The organism is Thalassovita sp. (assembly GCF_034670005.1).
In the GTDB taxonomy this organism is placed as follows: Bacteria; Pseudomonadota; Alphaproteobacteria; order Rhodobacterales; family Rhodobacteraceae; genus Thalassobius.
This window is the reverse complement of record NZ_JAXMOH010000001.1, coordinates 75571-96413: the sequence shown is the minus strand read 5'-3', so window position 1 is coordinate 96413 and position 20843 is coordinate 75571. Positions and strand designations below refer to the sequence as shown.

Genomic DNA, 20843 nt, shown 5'->3' with positions numbered 1-20843 from the left:
GCGGGTCAAAGACGAAGGGACGCAAAATGGTTAACTATATCAAGCTGATCGCGCTTGGTCTGGTCACGCTTCTGGCGCTGATCGCGGCCAATTACGGTCGCGATTTGGCCTATACGGTGAACGCGCTAGAAATCGCGCTGTTCGCTTTCGTGGCATTTATTTTTATCCTGCGCCGCACGGACGAACCGGCGGGCAGGGATTTTTCAGGGGAATATCTGGACGGTGTGGTCCGCTTCGGCGTGATCGCAACCGCCTTATGGGGCGTTGTGGGCTTTCTGGTGGGTGTTATCATTGCCTTCCAACTGGCTTTCCCGCAGCTGAACTTCGAGTTCCTGCAGGGATACGGAAATTTCGGACGTCTGCGTCCGTTGCACACTTCGGCTGTTATTTTCGCATTTGGCGGCAACGCATTGATCGCGACCTCGTTCTACGTGGTGCAGCGTACCTCGGCGGCGCGTCTCTGGGGCGGCAATCTGGCGTGGTTTGTGTTCTGGGGATACCAGCTGGTGATCGTGCTGGCCGCGTCGGGCTATCTGCTGGGGGCAACCCAGTCGAAAGAATATGCAGAACCGGAATGGTATGTCGACCTGTGGCTGACCATCGTTTGGGTCGCTTATCTGTTGGTCTTTGCGGGTACGATCATGAAACGCAAAGAACCCCATATCTATGTGGCTAACTGGTTCTACCTGTCCTTCATTCTGACCGTCGCTCTGCTGCATATCGTCAACAACCTGTCGATCCCGGTATCGGTCTTCGGATCGAAGTCGGTTCAGGTCATGTCGGGTGTACAGGATGCAATGACCCAGTGGTGGTACGGCCACAACGCTGTGGGCTTCTTCCTGACGGCGGGTTTCCTGGGCATGATGTACTATTTCGTGCCGAAACAGGCCGAACGCCCGATCTATTCCTACAAGCTGTCGATCATCCACTTCTGGGCTCTGATCTTCATCTATATCTGGGCCGGTCCGCACCACCTGCACTATACCGCGCTGCCCGATTGGGCGTCGACGCTTGGGATGGTGTTCTCGATCGTGCTGTGGATGCCCAGCTGGGGTGGCATGATCAACGGTCTGATGACCCTGTCGGGTGCTTGGGACAAACTGCGTACCGATCCGATCATCCGGATGATGGTGATTTCGATCGGGTTCTACGGCATGTCGACCTTTGAAGGTCCGATGATGTCGATCCGCGCAGTTAACTCGCTGTCGCATTACACGGACTGGACCATCGGTCACGTGCATTCCGGTGCGCTGGGTTGGAACGGCATGATCACCTTTGGTGCTTTGTATTTCCTGGTGCCCAGACTGTGGAACCGCGAGCGGCTCTATAGCCTGAGCCTTGTGTCCTGGCATTTCTGGCTCGCGACGATCGGTATCATTCTTTATGCGGCATCCATGTGGGTGACCGGCATCATGGAAGGCCTGATGTGGCGCGAAGTGGATGCAAACGGTTTCCTCGTGAACTCGTTCGCCGACACCGTGGCTGCCAAGTTCCCGATGTACGTTGTGCGTGGTACGGGTGGTTTGATGTTCCTCACCGGTGCATTGATCATGTGCTACAACCTGTTCATGACCGTTAAGCGTTCGCCGGCTGTAGAAGCCACGAATGGCTTGGTCCCGGCTGAATAAGGAGGCCTGGAGAGATGGCTATTCTAGACAAACACGTCATTCTTGAGAAGAACGTAACGCTTCTCGCTATCTTCGCCTTCCTCGTCGTGACCATCGGTGGCATCGTTCAGATCGCTCCGTTGTTCTGGCTGGAAAACACCATCGAGGATGTAGAGGGCATGCGCCCCTACACCCCGCTGGAGTTGGCGGGCCGCGACATCTATATCCGTGAAGGCTGCTATGTCTGTCACAGTCAGATGATCCGGCCGATGCGGGACGAGGTCGAACGTTATGGCCACTATTCACTGGCGGCGGAATCGCAATACGATCACCCGTTCCAGTGGGGGTCAAAGCGAACCGGGCCCGATTTGGCCCGGGTGGGCGGCCGGTATTCGGATGAATGGCACGCCGACCATCTGCGCAACCCGCAATCGGTGGTGCCTGAATCGGTGATGCCAAAATATGGCTTCCTCGAACACCGGCAGATTGATGGTCAGTATATCGGCGACTTGATGGCGACGCATAAATTCGTCGGCGTTCCCTACACCGATGACATGATCGAAAACGGGCAGGCCGACTTTGCCGCTCAGGCGGATCCGGATGCCGACTATGATGGGCTTCTGGAACGCTATGGCGAAGACAGCGTGCAGGTGCGTAACTTCGACGGTCATCCGGGTGTTTCGGAAGCGGATGCTCTGATCGCTTATCTGCAAATGCTGGGTACGTTGGTCGATTTCTCGACCTTCACCCCCGATGCAAGTCGCTGAGGAGGGAATGATGGAAACTTATTCCCTGCTCAGAGAGATCGCAGATAGCTGGGTGTTGTTGGCTTTGTTCATCTTCTTTGTGGGCGTCATCGTTTTCGTGATGCGTCCGGGAAGCAGCAAGACTTACCGCAACGTTGCAGACATCCCCTTCCGGCACGAAGACAAACCCGCCCCGGGCGGTGACGCCAAGGAGGCGTGAGGAAATGGCTAAGAAACCAAACCAAAAACAAGAGGTCGGCACCACCGGCCACGAATGGGACGGAATCGAGGAACTCAATAACCCGCTTCCGCGCTGGTGGCTGTGGACCTTCTACGCCTGTATCGTCTTTGCCGTGATCTATTCGCTTGCCTACCCGGCCTGGCCGGGCATCAAGGGGGCCTCTGCCGGTTTCCTTGGGTGGTCGACGCGTGGTGACGTGGCTGCGGAAATCGCCGCTCATGAAGCAAAGCTGGGACCGATCAACGAAAAGCTGGCCTCGGCCGAGCTGACCGAGATCGTGAACGATCCCGAACTGCAAGGCTATGCCGTGTCCGCCGGTTCTGCCGTGTTCAAGACCTGGTGTGCCCAGTGTCATGGGTCGGGGGCAGCCGGTGCCAAAGGGTATCCCAACCTGCTGGACGACGATTGGCTGTGGGGTGGCGATATCGAAGCGATCCACCAGACCATTTCCTATGGCGTGCGCAGCGAGGATTCGGACGACACCCGGTATTCGCAGATGCCCGCCTTTGGGCGCGATGAATTGCTGGAGCCAACTCAGATCAATCAGGTGGTGAATTTCGTCATGTCGCTGTCCGGTGATCCGCTGGATGCAGCGCAGGCAGCGGAAGGCGCGGTTGTCTTCGAAGAAAACTGCGCGGCCTGTCATGCCGAGGACGGCACTGGCGACATCTATCAGGGGGCACCGAACCTGACCGATGCGATCTGGTTGTATGGTGGTGACTTCGACACGATCAAAGAAACCGTCACCAATGCCCGTTTCGGCGTGATGCCCAACTGGGACGCCCGGTTGTCTGAAGCGCAGATCCGTGCCGTGGCGACCTATGTTCACCAGCTTGGTGGTGGCGAGTAACATCGCTTAAAGAATACCCGAGGCGTTTCCCGACGCCCCGGGTCTGGCACCGGTCCTTCCGTCCTGTTCGCGCGTTTCCTGGAAGGCCGGTGCCTCTTATTCCCCAATTCAGAAAAAAATCAACCCATTGAGCTGTCGGTTTTGCGTTGCTGAGCCCGCCGGTTGTCGTCATTTCGGCTCCAGATTGCGATACCGATCCAGGTAAAAACGTAGACGAGCCCAATACCGATGACGATCTCACCGGGAAGAGGGCCGACATCGGCGCGTTGGAATGCCTGGTCCAGATTTTCCACGGGCGTCGGGTGGACGGCCAGTTTTCCGGCATAGGCCAGAGACTGAATCATCAGTATCCACAGATAGTTACGTCGAATCCTGCGTCCAATGGCAGTCATCAGCGGGACGTGGTAGCGCGGGTGCAGGTAATCGTTGGCCAGCGTCTTTTGCCAGTTTTCTTCCAAATGCAGATCGCCGTCATCCAGCATCGGGGCATAAAAATGGGTTTCCATCCATCTCGCGCGCGCGCGCCAGACGTTGAAATAGCGATAGCGCCGGGCCTCTTGCATCAGAAAGAAAATGATCAGAACGCCGACCAGAACCAGCGGTAGTGGTGACGCGTCGGGCGACGCGAAGGAAATCGACAGAGCCACGCCCAGCGTGACGACAGCCCAGTTGGTGGTGGTGTCCAGTCGCGTGCGCCAGATCGTACTTCGGTAAACCTCACCGCGATAGAGATGCGCAACGGCGGTGATTTCTGACGTTGTCAGGCTTTTGCGGTTCTTCTCGCCCCTGTCTGTCAATGCCTCTCCCAAAGTCTTTGCGTGGCCCTTGTGGGCTCGCTCTCCTCCATGTTGATAAATGAACTATGGCATGGAGAAGAACGACCGGTCAAAATCTTCCAAGCAAGCGCCGCCGGGCCGGGCCAGAAGGGCGGGCGGGTTTCGCCTTTTGAAGTGGGGTTTCGATCCGCCTTTCAGCCACCTTGGGATAGGATGGTTCGGTGGCCCCGGTTGGATTGTTCCGTGCCGCAACAAGGAATGAACCTGCAAGTATCGTCAACATTTCAAATCTCCTTTTTTGCATGTCGTGTTCAATTAAATATGGGTAAAGTTCTGTTCTGGCGACTCTGGTAATTTTTTGTAACCGTAAGTATAACTTACGTATGAATTTACGGAATCTGCCTCCTTTACACGCCTTGCGTGCCTTTTCAGCTTTCCATCAGGCAGGCAGCATGGCTGCGGCCGGTACGATGCTGAATGTCAGCCATGCTGCGATCAGCCAGCAGATCAAAGCGTTGGAGGCGCATCTTGGATTGCACTTGCTGGACCGCAAACCGCGCATTCCGGTGCTGACTGATGACGGGGTGCAACTGGCTGCCGTACTGGACCGGTGTTTCGGGGAAATCGCCCGCATGGTCGACAGTTTGGTGGATGCGGATGCAGACCGGCCGATTCAGATTTCTACGACCCCGGCCTTTGCCTCGGGCTGGTTGATGCCGCGGCTGTCCGACTTCCGGCAAAAACATCCAGAGGTCAGTCTGATGATCGACCCCACTGCCGAGGTGAAGCAACTGGAACCCGGCGGGATTGACGTTGCTCTGCGTTATGGCAGTGGGGACTGGCCGGGGCATGACGCCACATTGTTGGTCGAATCCCCGATTGTTGTGGTTGCATCGCCCGACCTTGTGCCGAAACAGGGGCAGCTTTGCCCGTCGGAGCTGGAAAAGCTGCATTGGCTACAGGAATTGGGCACTCATGAAAGCACCGACTGGCTGCGTGAACAGGGGGTGGAAAAGCGCCCGGCTTCGGGCATGACCACGTTGCCGGGAAACCTGATCATGGAAGAAGCGCGGGCGGGACGTGGCGCGGCCGTTCTGGCGCGGGCTTTCGTCGAGCCCGATATCGAGGCTGGGCGGTTGCGGGTGCTGTTTCAGGACGAACGCAAAAAGGGATATTTCCTGGTGATCCGTCCCGGACTGCAGCGGCCCCATCTGAGTGCCTTCACGAAATGGTTAAAGAGTCAGATTTGAAAATAGATATTTGGAAAATATTTATTTGATGCAGGTCAATGCCGCGTCTTGCTATGCCTGTGACAAGGGGTGGAAAAAACCGAAATAATCGGAGTGATTCCGTGTCTCAGACCGAACCCGAAACCCCGCCAAGCCTTTATGCTGCGCGAGAACCCATTTTTCCGCGCCGGGTGAAAGGCGCATTTCGCAATTTCAAATGGGTCTTGATGGCGATCATGCTGGGTATCTATTACCTGACCCCTTGGATTCGTTGGGACCGTGGTCCGCAGTTGCCAGATCAGGCGGTGTTGGTTGATCTGGCCAATCGCCGGTTTTTCTTCTTTTGGATCGAAATCTGGCCGCATGAATTCTATTTCATTGCCGGCCTTCTGGTGATGGCTGGGCTGGGGTTGTTTCTGTTCACCTCGGCGCTGGGCCGGGTGTGGTGTGGCTATGCCTGTCCGCAAACGGTTTGGACCGATCTTTTCATTCTGGTCGAACGCTGGATCGAGGGCGACCGGAATGCCCGTTTGCGCTTGCACCGGCAAAAGAAAATGGATTTCCGCAAAGCCCGGCTTCGGGTGACCAAATGGGTGGCGTGGTTCCTGATCGGGCTGGCCACTGGTGGCGCTTGGGTGTTCTATTTCACCGATGCGCCGACGCTGCTGGTCGATCTTGTCACGCTGAACGCGCATCCCGTTGCTTACACGACGATGCTGGTGCTGACCGCTACAACCTTCCTTTTTGGCGGCTTCGCCCGCGAACAGATCTGCATCTATGCCTGTCCGTGGCCGCGGATTCAGGCCGCGATGATGGACGAAGACACCCTTACCATCGGATATCGCAGCTGGCGCGGGGAACCACGCGGCAAGCACCGCAAGGCCGAGGGCGCGGAAGCCTTGGGCGATTGCATCGATTGCATGGCCTGCGTCAATGTTTGCCCGATGGGCATCGATATCCGCGACGGTCAGCAGTTGGAATGCATCACCTGTGGGCTGTGCATTGATGCCTGTGATGAAATGATGACCAAGGTGGGCAAGCCGCGCGGGTTGATCGATTACATGGCGTTGACGGACGAGGCGGCGGAACGCGCTGGCAAACCGGTCAAGAGCGTCTGGAAACATATCCTGCGCCCGCGCACGATCATGTACACATCGCTTTGGTCGCTGGTCGGTATCGGCTTGGTGGTGGCGCTGTTCATCCGGCCCGAAATTGATCTGACCGTCGCACCGGTGCGCAACCCGACCTTTGTGACGCTGTCGGATGGGTCGATTCGCAACACCTATGATGTGCGACTGCGCAACAAGCATGGCGAGGACCGACCGTTCAATATCACATTGAAGGGCGATCCGACCCTGCGGGTACAATTGGAAGGGACACCTTATTCCTCTGTTTCGGTGCCAGCAGATGACATGCTGTTACAGCGGGTTTATGTGATTGCTCCGAAAGGGTCAGTCCCGGCAGAAAGCGAACGGGTTGAATTCCGCTTCTGGGTCGAAGACACCGCCAGCGGAGAGCGAGCCTATAAAGACACCGTCTTCAACGGGAGGGCCAACTGATGGTCAAGGAAATTACCGGCAAGCATGTTCTGATCGGTTTCGTCGCGGCCTTTAGCGTGATCATCGGGGTAAATCTCGTTTTGGCAGTACAGGCGGTGAGAACCTTTCCCGGGCTGGAAGTGAAAAATTCCTACGTTGCCAGCCAGGAATTCAACAAGCGTAAGGCCGCACAAGAGGCGCTGGGCTGGACCATCTGGGCAGGTGAGGCAGACGGGATGATCACCCTGAAGATCACCAATGCAGAGGGCCGACCAGTGCGCGCTGCCAAGCTGGATGCAGCGGTAGGGCGGCCGACCGAGATCGCTGAGGATGTGACGCCCGAGTTCACCTATGATGGCGAAGCCTATGTTGCGCCTTTGCAGTTGAGCGGTGGCAAGTGGTATGTGCGGATGAAAGCGATTTCCGATAACGGTACCGAATTCACCCAACGGGTGAACCTGCACGTGAAACGCTAAGCCAATGACCGCCGCCATGCGCCCTCCTCCGTCGGCCTGTCCTGCCTGTATCGCCGCGCCCGCCGCCGCAGCCTTGGCCGAACGGGATGAGCCGCAAGAGGCTCGTATAGCCCTGTCAGTGCCCGCTGTGCATTGCGCGGTCTGTATTTCGTCGGTGGAAAGCGCGTTGATGGATCATCCCGGGGTGCGTTCGGCGCGGGTGAACCTGACGCTGAAGCGGGCCAGCGTCGAGGCCGACCCAGATGTCATGCCGCAGGACCTGATTGGTGTTCTGGACCGGATCGGATACGAGGCGCATGAGTTGGACGCGGGGACGCTGTCAGCGACGCAAACCGACAAAGCCGGGCGCGATTTGCTGATGCGGCTGGCGGTGGCGGGATTTGCGTCGATGAACGTGATGTTGCTGTCGGTTTCTGTCTGGTCGGGGGCGGCGGATGCAACCCGCGATATGTTCCACTGGATTTCAGCGGCGATTGCACTGCCGACCATCGTCTTTTCCGGTCAGCCGTTTTTCCGCAACGCCTGGAGCGCGCTGAAGAACAAGCGGCTGAACATGGATGTGCCGATCGTGTTGGCGATCACGCTGGCGGTGGTCACGTCACTGTGGGAAATCTCGCTTTCGGGAGAACATGCCTATTTCGACGCGGCGCTGACGCTGACATTTTTCCTGCTGGCGGGGCGGTATCTGGACCACCGCACCCGGGCGATTGCGCGGTCAGCGGCCGAAGAATTGGCGGCGCTGGAAGTGCCGCGGGCCTTTTTGTTGCTCAATGGCGAGGAAAAGCAGGTACCGGTGGCGGAGTTGAAGCTGGGAGATCTGGTGCTGGTAAGGCCCGGCGGGCGGATGCCGGTGGATGGCGAAATTGTCGAAGGCACTTCGGAAATCGACCGGTCGCTGCTGACTGGTGAAACCTTGCCGGTTTTTGCCGAAGCTGGCCGGATCGTTTCTGCGGGCGAGGTCAATCTGACCGGCCCCTTGGTGGTGCGGGCCACGGCGGTGGGCAAGGACACGTCGCTGCACCGGATGGCCGATCTGGTCGCCATCGCGGAATCGGGGCGGTCGCGCTATACCTCGCTGGCCGACAAGGCGGCCAAGCTCTATGCGCCGGGAGTGCATATCCTGTCTGCACTAAGCTTCTTTGGCTGGTTGCTGTATTCCGGCGATGTCCGGATATCGCTGAACATTGCCGCGGCGGTGCTGATCATCACCTGCCCTTGCGCCTTGGGGTTGGCGGTTCCTGCGGTGACTACCGCGGCGTCGGGGCGGTTGTTCCGCAAGGGGATGCTGATCAAGCACGCAACGGCGCTGGAACGGTTGGCGCAGGTCGATACGGTGGTTTTCGACAAGACCGGCACCTTGACCGCAGGTACGCCCGAGCTGACCAATATGGGCGATCATGTGGTGCGCGATCTGGAAATCGCGCTGGCCTTGTCGCAGGGCAGCGCGCATCCGTTGTCGGTATCACTGAGTTCTGCGCTGACCGCTGCCGGGGTGAAACCGGCCCGGGTCGAAGATTTGACCGAGGTTCCGGGATACGGCACCGAGGGCCGCTGGCAGGGGTGCCGTGTCCGCTTGGGTCGCGCCGCATGGGTTGGTGCAGAGCCGCGTGCGGAAACCAGCGCCTGGCTGGCGGTCGAGGGCGACACGCCGAAAGCCTTTGCCTTTACCGATCGTCTGCGCGCGGGCGCGGATGAGGCGGTCAAGGCGCTGCTGGACAGCGGCAAGGAAATTATCCTGATGTCCGGCGATGCGCCGGGCGCGGTGGAAACGCTGGCCCGTCGGCTGGGTATTCAGGATTGGGTCGCCGAAGCCCTGCCCGAGGACAAGGCGGCGCGGATCGCGGCGCTGGGCGCGCAGGGCAAACATGTGCTGATGGTCGGTGACGGGCTGAACGACACCGCCGCGTTGAGCGCGGCGCATGTGTCGATTTCTCCAGCATCGGCTCTCGATGCGGCGCGGGTGGCGTCGGATATCGTTCTGTTGGGCGGCGATCTGAGTCCGATTGCGGACGCGGTGCAGACCGCCCGTTCCGCCACAAAGAGAATTCGGGAAAATTTCCGCATCGCCACGATTTACAATGTGATTGCGGTACCGATTGCGGTGCTGGGTCTGGCAACGCCATTGGTTGCGGCCTTGGCCATGTCGGCCAGTTCGATTACGGTGTCGCTAAATGCATTGCGGCTGAGGTAAGCGATATGGATGTTCTGGCCTATCTGATCCCGATTTCCCTGATACTGGGCGGCGCGGGCCTGCTGTTTTTTCTCTTCACGCTGCGGACCAATCAATACGACGATCCCGAGGGCAATGCGCAACGCATCCTGAACGGCGATTGGGACGATCACCCCAAGCCCTGATCCGATCACTTTTCACAAAGCTATCAATCCGGAACCTGCCCGCAAGCAGGCAGCGGGCAAGCGCTGAACCGTGTTGCGGTCTGGCGCTTTGTCAGAGTTTGAATGTCTATTATTCTTGGCTGGTGCCGTTGTTCAGCCTGGCCCGACCATGAAGCAGGTAACTTGCCGTGCCTGCAACCGGCGGCAAGCCAAGTCGGCACTGTCACGGGTCAGACCAAGGAAGTTGGCGTCATACCCATTTTTTCGGTTCACGACCTTGCGCAGGCTGCCGTCCAGCGTACTCATTTCCGTCAGTGCGACCTTCAACAATTGCCGTTCGGCGGCATAGCGGCTGGGAAAACGGCCGATATTGATGCCCCAATGGCGCCCGCCCGAAGTGCTGACGCGGGTGACGATTTCAGGTTCTTCTGTAGCGGATTCACGGACGAGGGTTTCTGTGACCGCAGAGGGATTCGAAGTGCTGGCCAGAACCACATCTTCAGGACGCATTTTGGGGCTGACGGTGGCGATGTCGGCGGTCTCGACTTCGGCCAGGGCGCTGTTGATGTCATCCTTAAGCGCCAGCAGGACCGGCGGCTGAGCCTGATTGCCGGGACGCAGCCGAGGACGCAGGCTGAGCTTGACCGCAGTGGCCAGTCTGATGGTTTTGCCTGCGGCCCCGGCTTCGGGTGCGATATCGGCATAGTTGGGCCGCTGCGGTTTGCGGATTGCGACCCGGTTGGGCGCACGGCGAAACCCCAGATCCATCAATTCGGCAACCTTTGCATTGCGGGTGCTGGTGGACCGGCCACCGAAAACGGTGGTGATGATCCGTTTGTTACCGCGTTCGGCCGACGCGACGAGGTTGAAACCGGCGGCCCGGGTGTACCCCGTCTTGATCCCATCTGCGCCCTTGTATGAATTCAGAAAGCGGCGGTTTGTGTTGTTCACTTCGCGGATACCGGCATCGGTTGAGCGGCGCGAAAACAGATTATAATACTGCGGGAAGTCGAAAAACAGGTGACGTCCAAGGGTAGTCATGTCGCGAGCAGTGGACAAATGGCCCGATTCCGTCAGCCCGTTGGCGTTCTTGAACGTGGTCCGGGTCATCCCCAGCGCTTTGGCGGTGCGGTTCATCCGTCGGGCAAAGGCCTCTTCGGACCCTGAGATCGCAATGCCGATGGCGGTGGCGGCATCATTTGCAGATTTCACGGCTGCCGCACGAATCAAATAGCGCAGTTTGATCCGTTGCCCGGTCACCAGACCCAGTTTTGAGGGCGGTTCAGCGGCGGCTTTTTTCGCTACGCGCACGACGGTATCAAGGCTGATCTCGCCATGTTCGATCGCCTCGAAGGCGATGTAGAGTGTCATCATCTTGGTCAGGGACGCAGGGTGTAGGCGCGTATCGGCATTGCGCGAATGCAGCACTTCGCCCGATCGGGCGTCGATAACCATCGCCGCATAAGGGGCCGCGCACACGCTGAGCGGTACGATGGCCAGAAACCAAATTAATGCGATCTTCACCAAACCCAAGCGGGCCGGTTTCCACTGCTGATCCGTCACGATCACTGCCTTTACTGCCTCTGCGCCGCCGGTTTTCCGGTCTGGCGTCTTTTATTATCTAAGAGGCTAACACATGAGTTTTCACGAATAAAGCAATCATTTTTAAGGCTTTTGTCCCGTTCAGAGAAGATGCGCGCGGGATGAGGGTTTAATGCGCAAATCTTGGGGGTAGGTGGGGAGGTATCCCCTACAAGTGCGATTGTGGCAGGAATGTGGTTTTTTCAATCGGCGGTTTTGCTACGTCTCCGGCGCCTGAATTTTCGGCACATTTGGTCGCATCAACCGATGCGCGTGTGTGATCGGATCTCCGGCGGGTCTTGCAGCTGTTTATACATATATGTGGTGGCATCGAACCGCTGGCCGCTAACGTCCATGCAGTAGCCGGGGATGACACCAGCGGTTGCAAAACCGAGGGAGGTGTAAAAAGGTTCGGCCGTATCGCCGGTGCGGGTGTCCAGCGTCAGGAGGGTTTTACCCTCCTCTACCGCAACCGTTTCGGCCCGTTGCATCAGGTGCCGCGCAATGCCCTGTCGCCTGCCGTCGGGATGGACCAGAAGTTTGGAAATCTCGGCCCGGTGTGGCTGATTGCCCGGGGTCGCCAGTACAACGCTGACCGTCCCGGCGATAAACGCCCCGTCACGCGCGACGAGAAGCGCCCGCTGTCCCTGCCGGACCTGATCGAGAACGTCGCCGCGCCAGAAGGCGCGGGCGTCTTCGATGCCGTGGGGAAGGATGAAGCCGACGCTGGCACCATCGTGGACGCGAGCGTGCAGCACCCTGGCCAGATCATCGGCTCCGTGCAGCAGGTCATCAGCGGTCCATCTTTGTATGTCCATCGGGGGTCTCACAGCAGATAAAGGTAATAGTCAGCAGGCGTTTCACCGGTCTGAAACGCACTTTGGCCGAACAGTTTGTAGCGCAGGCAATCGCCCGGGGTCAGAGAATGGACACGAGCCTCGACGGTGACGGTCAACGCGCCATGCAACAGTAAAAGGTGATGTTCCAATCCGGGTCTGGGCGGTCGATCATACTGCAGCGTCTGAAACGCGGGCAGATGGCACAGCAGCACCTCGCCTGTCAGCCCCGCCGCTGCGTCGGATACCACGTCACGGTGGAAACCGGTTTCCGGGTCGGTCCAGCGCTGCCGCGCGCTGGCCGTAATCACAGGGCGGAATTCATTTTCCACCAATGCCAACAGTCTCGACATGCTGAGACCGTAGGCGGAGCAGAGTTTTCCGAGGGTTTCGGTCGTTGGGCTGACCTGAGCTTTTTCTATCCGGGCCAAGCTGGCGCGGCTGACGCCGCAGATTTCGGACAGCTGATCGAGGCTCAAACCGCGTTCTGCGCGCAGGTCGGCAAGATGTTGGGCAAGGCGGGATGTTTGCGGCATTTCTCTTATGTGTTCAATTTTCTCTTTTTAGAGAATTGCCGATTCCTATCTGGACGTAAAGCCTTTAGCCCGCTTCGATCCGTTCGACCAGCGCGGGCAGTTCGCCCAGATGGTCAATCGCCTGATATTTGTGCGCCCCGGCTGGCGCCTCGGCCCGTTCGATTTCCCAGACCAATCCATGCGGGACGTAAACGCCCCAACCTCCGATTTCGACCATCGGTACAACATCGGATCTCATGGAATTTCCCACCATCAGCCCGGTTTCGGGACCGTTGCCCAACCGGTTGAAAATCTCGGCATACACGGTGGGCGTTTTCTGTGACACGATTTCGACCCCGTCGAACAGATCGCCAAGGCCCGATTGCGCCAGTTTGCGTTCCTGATCAATCAGATCGCCCTTAGTGATCAGGATCACCCGGTGGGTTTTGGCCAGAGCAGTTACCGCATCGCGGGCATGGGGCAGTAATTCTATCGGGTGTTGCAGCATGTCCTGCCCGGCATCGACCAAAGCCCGGATTACCGATCCCGGCACCCGGTCCCCGGTCACGTCCAGCGCTGTTTCGATCATCGACAGGACAAAGCCTTTGATGCCGAAACCGTATTGACCGATATTCCGCTTTTCCGCCTGCAAAAGGCGGTCCATCAGATGATCGGGGTCGGCATAATCCTGAAGCAGAGTTGCGAATCGATCCTGTGTCAGGCGAAAAAAACGTTCGTTATGCCACAGCGTATCATCTGCATCGAACCCGATTGTCGCAAGTTTTTCGGCCAAGTTTTCCCCCCCTGTCTGCGGCAGACCTCTTTCCTATTCTAACACACAGGTTATATACACCGTTCTAAGCCACAACCGTCAAAACCGAAGAAGCGCGCTCATGATCGATTGGCCCGTCAAAATGTCTGACAAGAATGACGATGATTCCGATCTGTCCGTCGTCCTGCAGACCCGACCGAAAACCAAACGCCCACCGCTTTATAAAGTCATGCTGCTGAACGACGATTACACGCCGATGGAATTCGTCGTGCAGGTGCTGGAGCGGTTTTTCGGAATGAGCCATGCACAATCCTTTGAAATCATGTTGACCGTGCATAAGAAGGGTCTGGCTGTGGTTGGTGTGTTCAGCCATGAAATCGCGGAAACCAAGGTGACGCAGGTGATGGATTTCGCCCGGCGTCATCAGCATCCGCTGCAATGCACGATGGAAAAGGAATGATCCTTTTCCCCTGTCAAAGGGTCTGAATAGATGAGCCATCCGCGACTGTCGCTGGCCCTGGAGGGCGGCGGTCTGAACCTGTCTGACGACCGGATCGGTGTGTTTGCTGCCCGGTCCGATACCGATTTGTCGGATCTGCCGCAGGCACAATGCCAGGTCGTGACCGGTTTCAAACCCGATTTCGACCGGCTGAGCGGGCAGGGGTTTGAGTGCCTGATCAGGCCTGAGGGCCGTTTTGGTTCCAGCATCATTTTTCTACCGCGCGCCAAACGGCTGGCCCAGGCGCTGATCGCGCGGGCGGTGGCGCTGACCGATGGGGCGGTGGTGATCGACGGACAGAAAACCGACGGCATCGACAGCGTATTGAAGGAACTGCGCAAGCGTGCCGACGTGCAGTCGGTGATTTCCAAGGCGCATGGAAAGCTGTTCTGGTTTGTCAGCGACATCGACCTGAGCGATTGGAATACGCCCGAAACGGTCGAAATCGAAGGCGGTTTCGTCACTGCGCCTGGTGTGTTTTCTGCCGATGGCATCGATCCGGGCTCAGACCTTCTTGCTGCCAGCTTGCCGGAAAAGCTGAGCGGCGACTGGGCCGATCTGGGCGCTGGGTGGGGGTATCTGTCGCGGGCGCTTTTACAGCGCCCCGGGGTGAAGTCTCTGCGCCTGGTCGAAGCGGATCATGCTTCGCTTGACTGTGCGCAGGCCAATATCTCAGATGAGAGGGCCAGTTTCCATTGGGCCGACGCGACCACATGGCAGGCGGATCGCCGGTTAAACGGCATCGTGATGAATCCGCCCTTTCACACCGGGCGGGCCGCCGATCCCGAATTGGGCCGGTCCTTTATCGCGGCGGCGGCGCGGAATTTGACACCTCAGGGTGAGCTGTGGATGGTGGCCAACCGGCATCTTCCTTATGAAACGGCGCTTGCAGGGTTTTTTACCGATGTTAAAGAAGTGGCAGGCGACAATCGCTTTAAGGTGCTGCACGCCAAACGGCCCTCTCGTCAGAAACGATAGACCCGGTTACCCTACCTTTCAGAATCAGGAGCTTCGCACATGACCTTTGCCATTTCGGGCAAGACAGCCATTGTGACCGGCGGTGCCAACGGGATTGGTTTGGCGATCGGCCGTCATTTCATCGACAAAGGGGCGAACGTGGTGTTCGCCGATATGGATGAAGAAAACCTGGCCAGAGAGCTGGGACCGAATGAAGAGGGTAATAGTTATCGCTATTTTTCGGGTGATTTGCGGGAAAAGCTGACTTTGGCAAATCTGCTGTCGGCCACGTTGGATGCTTTCGACAGCGTCGATATCCTGATCAACGCTTCGCGTCAGATTATCACCGCCGATCCGCTGAATGCCGATGACGACGCAGTCGAGGCAATGTTGCAACAGAACTTGCTGACATCGTTGCGGTTGTCGCAACTGGTCGCCAAGCGGATGATCAAGCAGGCCGATGTCAATGGAACCGGCAGCGCCGGGGCGATCGTGAACCTGTCGTGTATCGCGGCGCGGCGTACGTCGCCCGAATTATTGGCCTATTCGGTATCGACTGCTGCCTTGGACCAGATGACCCGGTCTTTGGCAGTGGCGCTGGCACCGCACCGGATTCGGGTGAATGGGCTGTCCTTTGGATCGGTGATGTCGAACAGCCTGATGGATACCCTGCGCGATCACAGTGATTATCGCGGCGAGATAGAAAAGCATACTCCGCTCGGGCGCATCGCGGCCCCGACCGAACTGACGCATGCTGCACAATATCTTGCGTCAGAAGCGTCTGCATTCATGACCGGGCAGATCCTGACGGTCGATGGTGGCCGTACCCTGATCGACCCGGTTTCAGCCCCCGCCCACTAGCCCGTTTTTGTTGATCCTTGCGCCAATGTGACGGTGGCCCTGCGTGACGGCTACTGCTATTTCTGTGATACCGACAGGATGAGGACCCAATGACCGAAGCATTCGCAGCAGAAAAACAGCGCGCCAGCGCGTGGTTCCGGCAATTGCGCGATGATATCGTCGCCGCCTTTGAGGCGCTGGAAGACAGCCAAACCGAAGGCCCCTTTGCCGATCAACCGGCGGGCCGGTTCGAGGTGACCGAGACCAAGCGCGCTTCGGAGGACGGATCGGATGCCGGTGGCGGGTTGATGAGCGTGATGCGCGGCGGGCGTGTGTTCGAAAAGGTCGGCGTGAACGTGTCAACCGTATACGGCGCATTGGGCGAACGTGCGCAGGCCGCGATGGCCGCGCGCAAAGGCATTCCGGGGATGAAAGACGACCCGCGTTTTTGGGCGTCGGGCATTTCGCTGGTGGCGCATATGCAAAACCCGCATACGCCTGCGGTACATATGAACACGCGGATGTTCTGGACCCCGCATGCGTGGTGGTTCGGTGGTGGGTCGGATTTGAACCCTTGCATCGAATATGACGAAGACACCGCTCATTTTCATGCGGTGCAGAAAGCCCATTGCGACAAACACGATGCATCCTATTACCCGCGGTTCAAGGACTGGGCGGATGACTATTTCTATATCCCGCACCGCCATCGTGCCCGTGGTGTCGGTGGGATATTCCTCGATGATCATAACACTGGTGATTGGGAAGCCGATTTCGGCTTCATTCAGGATGTCGGGCGCGCCTTCCTGCCCGCCTTCGTGCCGGTCACCGAAAAACGCCGGAACACGGTGTGGGATGAGGCCGACAAGGACGCTCAGCTGATCCATCGCGGGCTCTATGCCGAATACAACCTGGTCTATGACCGGGGTACCAAATTCGGGTTGGAAACCGGGCATGACGCGAATGCCGTACTGATGAGCCTGCCGCCTTTGGCCAAGTGGGTCTGAGGCGGGCGGACTGAAAGGGCAGGCGCGTTGCGCAGCTGTTAGCCTGTCGCCATATCCGGTTTTCGGATTTTCGGCGCGGCTTCGATCACCAGAGGTTTCAACCCGTCCGCGCCTGCATCCAGCAGCTCGAACAGTTGCAGCCGCATTCGCGGTTCCCAGAAATCGCTGATGTGATCGGCAACGCCCTGCACACCTTCGTCATGCGGTTTGCTTTCGAAAAATGTTGCGATCTGGTTTGCCATATAGATCAGTTTGTCAGGCTTCATTGTGGGCCTCCGGTGTCGATGCGTTCGGCATGGGTGAAAATGTCGAATTGACCGTTCCTGGCGCGGGCGACAAGGGTAATACCCGCCTCTTCGGCCAGTTGGACCCCCAAAGCGGTGGGGGCAGAGACTGCGATCAGCATCGGTGCTCCGATCATCGCGGCCTTCTGCACCATCTCCGAAGATAACCGGCTGGTTACGACCAAAGCGCCCGAGGCCGGGTTTTCGCCTTGCAGTGTCAGGGCTCCGGCCAGCTTGTCCAACGCATTATGTCGTCCGACATCTTCGCGGGCGCACAGTATACCGTCGCCGGGACGGTAGAATCCTGCGGCATGCACGGCGTGGGTTTCGTCATGCAAGGGCTGCACGTTTCGCAATGCATCGGTGGCAATTGCGACGTCCCTCCCACGCAGGGTCGTGCCGGTCCCGACACGGGGCAGCGGTCGCAGCGCCTGATCAAGGCTGTCGATCCCGCACAGCCCGCAGCCCACTGGCCCGGCAATGGCACGGCGTCGCTCGGCAATGGCGGTGGCCCTGTCCTTGGGCAGCCACATCCGCAGTTCGATCCCGCGTTCATGTTCGATCACTTCGATTTCGCCCAGTTCCTGTGCAGACCCGACGATCCCTTCGGTCATCGAAAAGCCAAGGGCGAAATCGGTCAGGTCGGCCGGAGAGGCCATCATCACCGCCAGCGTAGATCCGTTATAGACCAGCGCAACCGGCATTTCGGCGGGCAGAGCGCGATCCAGATCTCGCATGCCGGCCGGGCCAGAGGTGTGAACCGGGAGGATATGAGAGGCGCGCCGCTGCATCGCCTACTCCGCCGCCGGCAGGATGCGCCGCGACCGCTTGGATTGTTCGGCATAGCTTTCCTGCCAATCCGAGGGACCGTTCGACATTGAAACCTGTACCGCTGTCACCTTGTATTCCGGGCAATTGGTGGCCCAATCGGAATAGTCGGTGGTGATCACATTGGCCTGCGTGTCGGGATGGTGGAAGGTGGTGTAGACGACGCCGGGACTGACCCGGTCAGTGATTTTTGCCTTCAGCGCGGTTTCGCCAGACCGCGAAGCCAGCTTGATCCAGTCGCCATCCTTAACACCGCGGACTTCGGCATCATGCGGATGAATTTCCAGAAGATCCTGATCGTGCCAGACTGCATTTTCGGTGCGCCGTGTTTGCGCCCCGACATTGTATTGGCTCAGGATCCGCCCGGTGGTCAGCAGCAGCGGGAAGCGCGGCCCGGTCTTTTCATCCGTCGCCACATATTCAGTAACGATGAACCGCCCCTTGCCGCGCACGAATCCATCGACATGCATGGTCGGGGTGCCTTCGGGATGGGCCTCGTTACAGGGCCATTGGATCGAGCCTTTTTCCTCAATCAGATCATAGGTCACACCGGCAAAACTGGGGGTGGTGGCGGCGATTTCTGCCATGATCTGGGCGGGGTGGGTATAGTGCCATCCGGCACCCATTGCGTTGGCCAGCAACTGGGTCACTTCCCAATCTGCATAGCCGTTTTTCGGCGCCATCAACTTGCGCACCAAGTTGATGCGACGTTCGGCATTGGTAAAGGTGCCGTCTTTCTCCAGAAAACTCGACCCGGGCAGGAAAACATGAGCGTAATTGGCGGTTTCATTGAGGAAGAGATCATGCACGATCACGCAGTCCATCGCCGCCAGACCCGCCGCCACATGTTTGGTATCAGGGTCCGATTGCAGGATATCTTCGCCCTGACAATAAAGCCCCTTGAAAGTGCCTTCTACGGCGGCGTCCAGCATATTTGGAATCCGTAACCCCGGTTCCGGATCGATCTTGACGCCCCAGGCATCCTCAAAAATCGCCCGCACCTCGGGCAATTTGACATGGCGATAGCCCGGCAATTCGTGCGGGAACGATCCCATATCACAGGAGCCCTGAACGTTGTTCTGTCCGCGCAACGGATTCACGCCGACGCCTTCGCGGCCGATATTGCCGGTCAGCATCGCCAGATTGGCAATCCCGATCACTGTGGTTGATCCCTGGCTATGTTCGGTTACGCCCAGACCGTAGTAGATCGCACCGTTGCCCCCCGTCGCATAGAGCCGCGCTGCCTGGCGCAATTCGTCTGCCGGAACGCCGGTCAGCGCCTCGGTCATTTCGGGGCTGTGCCGCGGATCGCTGACAAAGGCCGCATAGTCCTGAAATTCATCCCAATCGCAGCGGGTTCGGATGAAGTCTTCGTTGATCAGGCCTTCGGTCACGATCACATGGGCCAGCGCGGTCACGGCTGCGACATTGGTGCCCGGGCGCAGCGCCAGATGATGCGCGGCGCGAATATGGCTCGATTTAACCAGATCGGTACGGCGCGGGTCGACCACGATCAGCTTGGCCCCTGCGCGCAACCGCTTTTTCAAGCGCGATGCGAAAACCGGATGGGCATCGGTGGGGTTGGCACCGATGACGACCACCACGTCGGCTTGTTCGATACTGTCGAAATCCTGTGTTCCTGCGCTGGTGCCAAAGGTCTGGCCCAACCCGTATCCGGTGGGTGAATGGCAGACCCGGGCGCAGGTATCGGTGTTGTTGTTGTGGAACACGGCCCGCGTCAGTTTCTGCACCAGATAGGTTTCTTCGTTGGTGCAGCGGCTTGACGTGATCACCCCAATGGATTGCCGGCCATGCTTCTGCTGAAGTCCACGCAGGCGATCGGCGGCAAAGCTCAGCGCTTCGTCCCAGCCGACTTCGCGCCATGGCTGGTCGATGCTGTCGCGGATCATCGGGTTCAGGATGCGTTCGCGGTGATTGGCGTAGCCATAGGCAAAGCGGCCCTTGACGCAGGAATGGCCGCGGTTCGCCTTGCCATGGCGGTAGGGCACCATGCGAACCAGTTCATCACCTTGCAGTTCGGCCTTGAACGTACAGCCAACGCCGCAATAGGCACAGGTGGTAAGTACGGATCGTTCCGGCGTACCAAGTTCGATCACCGATTTTTCCTGCAGGGTCGCGGTCGGGCAGGCCTGTACGCAGGCACCGCAACTGACGCAATCGGACGACAGGAAATCATCGCCCGCCATGCCCGCAGAGACCCGGCTGTCCCAACCGCGCCCCTCGATGGTCAGGGCAAAAGTGCCCTGTACCTCTTCGCAGGCGCGCACACAGCGCGAACAGGCGATGCATTTCGCCGGATCATAGGTGAAATAGGGGTTGCTGGTGTCTTTCGGAATATAATCGGGATTGACTTCCCCCGAGGTGTTGCGCGGTTCGAAATGGTTTATTTTGGCCTCATAGCGCACGTCGCGCAGTCCGACCGCACCAGCCATATCCTGTAATTCGCAATCCCCATTGGCCGCACAGGTCAGGCAATCCAGCGGGTGGTCGGAGATATAAAGCTCCATCACCCCGCGGCGCAGCTTTTTCAGTTTGGCACTTTGGGTTTGTACTACCATGCCTTCGGATACAGGCGTGGTACAGGAGGCAGGCGTACCGCGTCGGCCCTCGATTTCCACCATACAGAGCCGACAAGACCCGAACGCCTCAACGCTATCCGTGGCGCAAAGCTTGGGGATCGCGATCCCGGCTTCCATGCCTGCGCGCATCACGCTGGTGCCTGCGGGCACGGTAACCGTGAACCCATCGACGGTCAGGTTGACCATATCCGTTGATTTCGACGCGGCGGTGCCCATGTCGCGATCGTCAGGAATGACAAAATCTCTCATCGAAAAATCCTCCCGCCGTTTTTCTTTTCGCAAATATCCCGGGGGGACTCGGGGGCAGCGCCCCCCAGCGGATCGCCGCGC

At 58.6% G+C, this 20843-nt stretch carries 21 protein-coding genes; 13 read left to right on the top strand and 8 right to left on the bottom strand.

Annotation, left to right across the window (positions count from 1 at the left end; genetic code table 11):
* Positions 1–26 precede the first annotated feature (26 nt).
* The 4 genes from ccoN to ccoP are packed head-to-tail and all read left to right on the top strand — an operon-like array spanning position 27 to position 3444.
* The gene (gene ccoN, locus VOI23_RS00515) at positions 27–1628 is read left to right on the top strand and encodes a cytochrome-c oxidase, cbb3-type subunit I (RefSeq protein ID WP_323779931.1); all 1602 of its coding nucleotides are present in this window, start codon (positions 27–29) and stop codon (positions 1626–1628) included.
* 14 nt (positions 1629–1642) lie between these two features.
* Entirely contained in the window at positions 1643–2374 is a 732-nt protein-coding gene (gene ccoO / locus VOI23_RS00510) for a cytochrome-c oxidase, cbb3-type subunit II (RefSeq protein WP_323779928.1), read from the top strand.
* Between the two features lie 10 nt (positions 2375–2384).
* A complete protein-coding gene (locus VOI23_RS00505; protein ID WP_323779925.1) occupies positions 2385–2573 on the top strand; it encodes a cbb3-type cytochrome c oxidase subunit 3 in 189 nt (62 codons plus the stop codon).
* A gap of 4 nt (positions 2574–2577) precedes the next feature.
* Positions 2578–3444: a cytochrome-c oxidase, cbb3-type subunit III gene (gene ccoP, locus VOI23_RS00500; protein WP_323779923.1), complete on the top strand. Its 867-nt coding sequence runs from the start codon at positions 2578–2580 to the stop codon at positions 3442–3444.
* Between the two features lie 119 nt (positions 3445–3563).
* Here the strand turns inward: ccoP and VOI23_RS00495 are convergent, their stop codons facing one another.
* Positions 3564–4241: a DUF2270 domain-containing protein gene (locus VOI23_RS00495; protein WP_323779919.1), complete on the bottom strand. Its 678-nt coding sequence runs from the start codon at positions 4239–4241 to the stop codon at positions 3564–3566.
* Positions 4242–4603: 362 nt separating this feature from the next.
* Here VOI23_RS00495 and VOI23_RS00490 point away from each other — a divergent pair, with 362 nt between their 5' ends.
* Genes VOI23_RS00490 through ccoS form a run of 5 tightly spaced genes read left to right on the top strand, consistent with a single transcriptional unit; the run spans position 4604 to position 9818 of the window.
* Positions 4604–5470, top strand: a complete 867-nt coding sequence (locus tag VOI23_RS00490) for a LysR family transcriptional regulator (RefSeq protein ID WP_323779916.1) — start codon at positions 4604–4606, stop codon at positions 5468–5470.
* A 53-nt stretch (positions 5471–5523) separates the two neighbouring features.
* Positions 5524–7008, top strand: coding sequence for a cytochrome c oxidase accessory protein CcoG (gene ccoG / locus VOI23_RS00485; protein WP_416376491.1), 1485 nt, complete (start codon positions 5524–5526; stop codon positions 7006–7008).
* Positions 7008–7463, top strand: coding sequence for a FixH family protein (locus tag VOI23_RS00480; RefSeq protein ID WP_323779911.1), 456 nt, complete (start codon positions 7008–7010; stop codon positions 7461–7463). Before ccoG ends, VOI23_RS00480 begins: the two co-directional genes overlap by 1 nt.
* A 4-nt stretch (positions 7464–7467) precedes the next feature.
* Positions 7468–9654 carry a heavy metal translocating P-type ATPase gene (locus VOI23_RS00475; protein ID WP_323779908.1) on the top strand — a complete coding sequence of 729 codons (2187 nt, stop codon included), beginning with the start codon at positions 7468–7470 and terminating at the stop codon, positions 9652–9654.
* Positions 9655–9659: 5 nt separating this feature from the next.
* Positions 9660–9818, top strand: a complete 159-nt coding sequence (ccoS, locus tag VOI23_RS00470) for a cbb3-type cytochrome oxidase assembly protein CcoS (RefSeq protein WP_323779905.1) — start codon at positions 9660–9662, stop codon at positions 9816–9818.
* Positions 9819–9950: 132 nt separating this feature from the next.
* On the opposite strand, the gene VOI23_RS00465 is transcribed toward ccoS, so the two are convergent.
* From VOI23_RS00465 to VOI23_RS00450, 4 genes are all read right to left on the bottom strand, one after another.
* The gene (locus tag VOI23_RS00465; RefSeq protein ID WP_323781815.1) at positions 9951–11252 is read right to left on the bottom strand and encodes a D-alanyl-D-alanine carboxypeptidase family protein; all 1302 of its coding nucleotides are present in this window, start codon (positions 11250–11252) and stop codon (positions 9951–9953) included.
* A 386-nt stretch (positions 11253–11638) separates the two neighbouring features.
* Entirely contained in the window at positions 11639–12196 is a 558-nt protein-coding gene (locus VOI23_RS00460; protein ID WP_323779902.1) for an N-acetyltransferase, read from the bottom strand.
* Between the two features lie 8 nt (positions 12197–12204).
* Entirely contained in the window at positions 12205–12750 is a 546-nt protein-coding gene (locus VOI23_RS00455) for a helix-turn-helix transcriptional regulator (protein ID WP_323779900.1), read from the bottom strand.
* 64 nt (positions 12751–12814) lie between these two features.
* The gene (locus VOI23_RS00450; protein ID WP_323779897.1) at positions 12815–13522 is read right to left on the bottom strand and encodes an HAD family hydrolase; all 708 of its coding nucleotides are present in this window, start codon (positions 13520–13522) and stop codon (positions 12815–12817) included.
* Positions 13523–13622: 100 nt separating this feature from the next.
* Here VOI23_RS00450 and clpS point away from each other — a divergent pair, with 100 nt between their 5' ends.
* From clpS to hemF, 4 genes are all read left to right on the top strand, one after another.
* A complete protein-coding gene (gene clpS / locus VOI23_RS00445; RefSeq protein WP_323779894.1) occupies positions 13623–13961 on the top strand; it encodes an ATP-dependent Clp protease adapter ClpS in 339 nt (112 codons plus the stop codon).
* Between the two features lie 30 nt (positions 13962–13991).
* The gene (locus VOI23_RS00440) at positions 13992–14978 is read left to right on the top strand and encodes a class I SAM-dependent methyltransferase (RefSeq protein WP_323779890.1); all 987 of its coding nucleotides are present in this window, start codon (positions 13992–13994) and stop codon (positions 14976–14978) included.
* Positions 14979–15017: 39 nt separating this feature from the next.
* Complete coding sequence (locus VOI23_RS00435; RefSeq protein WP_323779887.1) at positions 15018–15818, top strand: SDR family oxidoreductase; 801 nt, start codon at positions 15018–15020, stop codon at positions 15816–15818.
* Positions 15819–15907: 89 nt separating this feature from the next.
* Positions 15908–16801 carry an oxygen-dependent coproporphyrinogen oxidase gene (hemF, locus tag VOI23_RS00430; RefSeq protein ID WP_323779884.1) on the top strand — a complete coding sequence of 298 codons (894 nt, stop codon included), beginning with the start codon at positions 15908–15910 and terminating at the stop codon, positions 16799–16801.
* A gap of 38 nt (positions 16802–16839) precedes the next feature.
* Here hemF and VOI23_RS00425 read toward each other — a convergent pair whose 3' ends face one another.
* From VOI23_RS00425 to fdhF, 3 genes are read right to left on the bottom strand one after another with little or no spacing between them, the layout of a single operon-like run.
* Positions 16840–17067: a formate dehydrogenase subunit delta gene (locus VOI23_RS00425; RefSeq protein ID WP_323779881.1), complete on the bottom strand. Its 228-nt coding sequence runs from the start codon at positions 17065–17067 to the stop codon at positions 16840–16842.
* Positions 17064–17822: a formate dehydrogenase accessory sulfurtransferase FdhD gene (fdhD, locus tag VOI23_RS00420; RefSeq protein WP_323779878.1), complete on the bottom strand. Its 759-nt coding sequence runs from the start codon at positions 17820–17822 to the stop codon at positions 17064–17066. The genes VOI23_RS00425 and fdhD overlap by 4 nt, the downstream gene beginning before the upstream one ends.
* 57 nt (positions 17823–17879) lie before the next feature.
* Positions 17880–20762, bottom strand: a complete 2883-nt coding sequence (fdhF, locus tag VOI23_RS00415; RefSeq protein ID WP_323779876.1) for a formate dehydrogenase subunit alpha — start codon at positions 20760–20762, stop codon at positions 17880–17882.
* Positions 20763–20843: the final 81 nt, after the last annotated feature.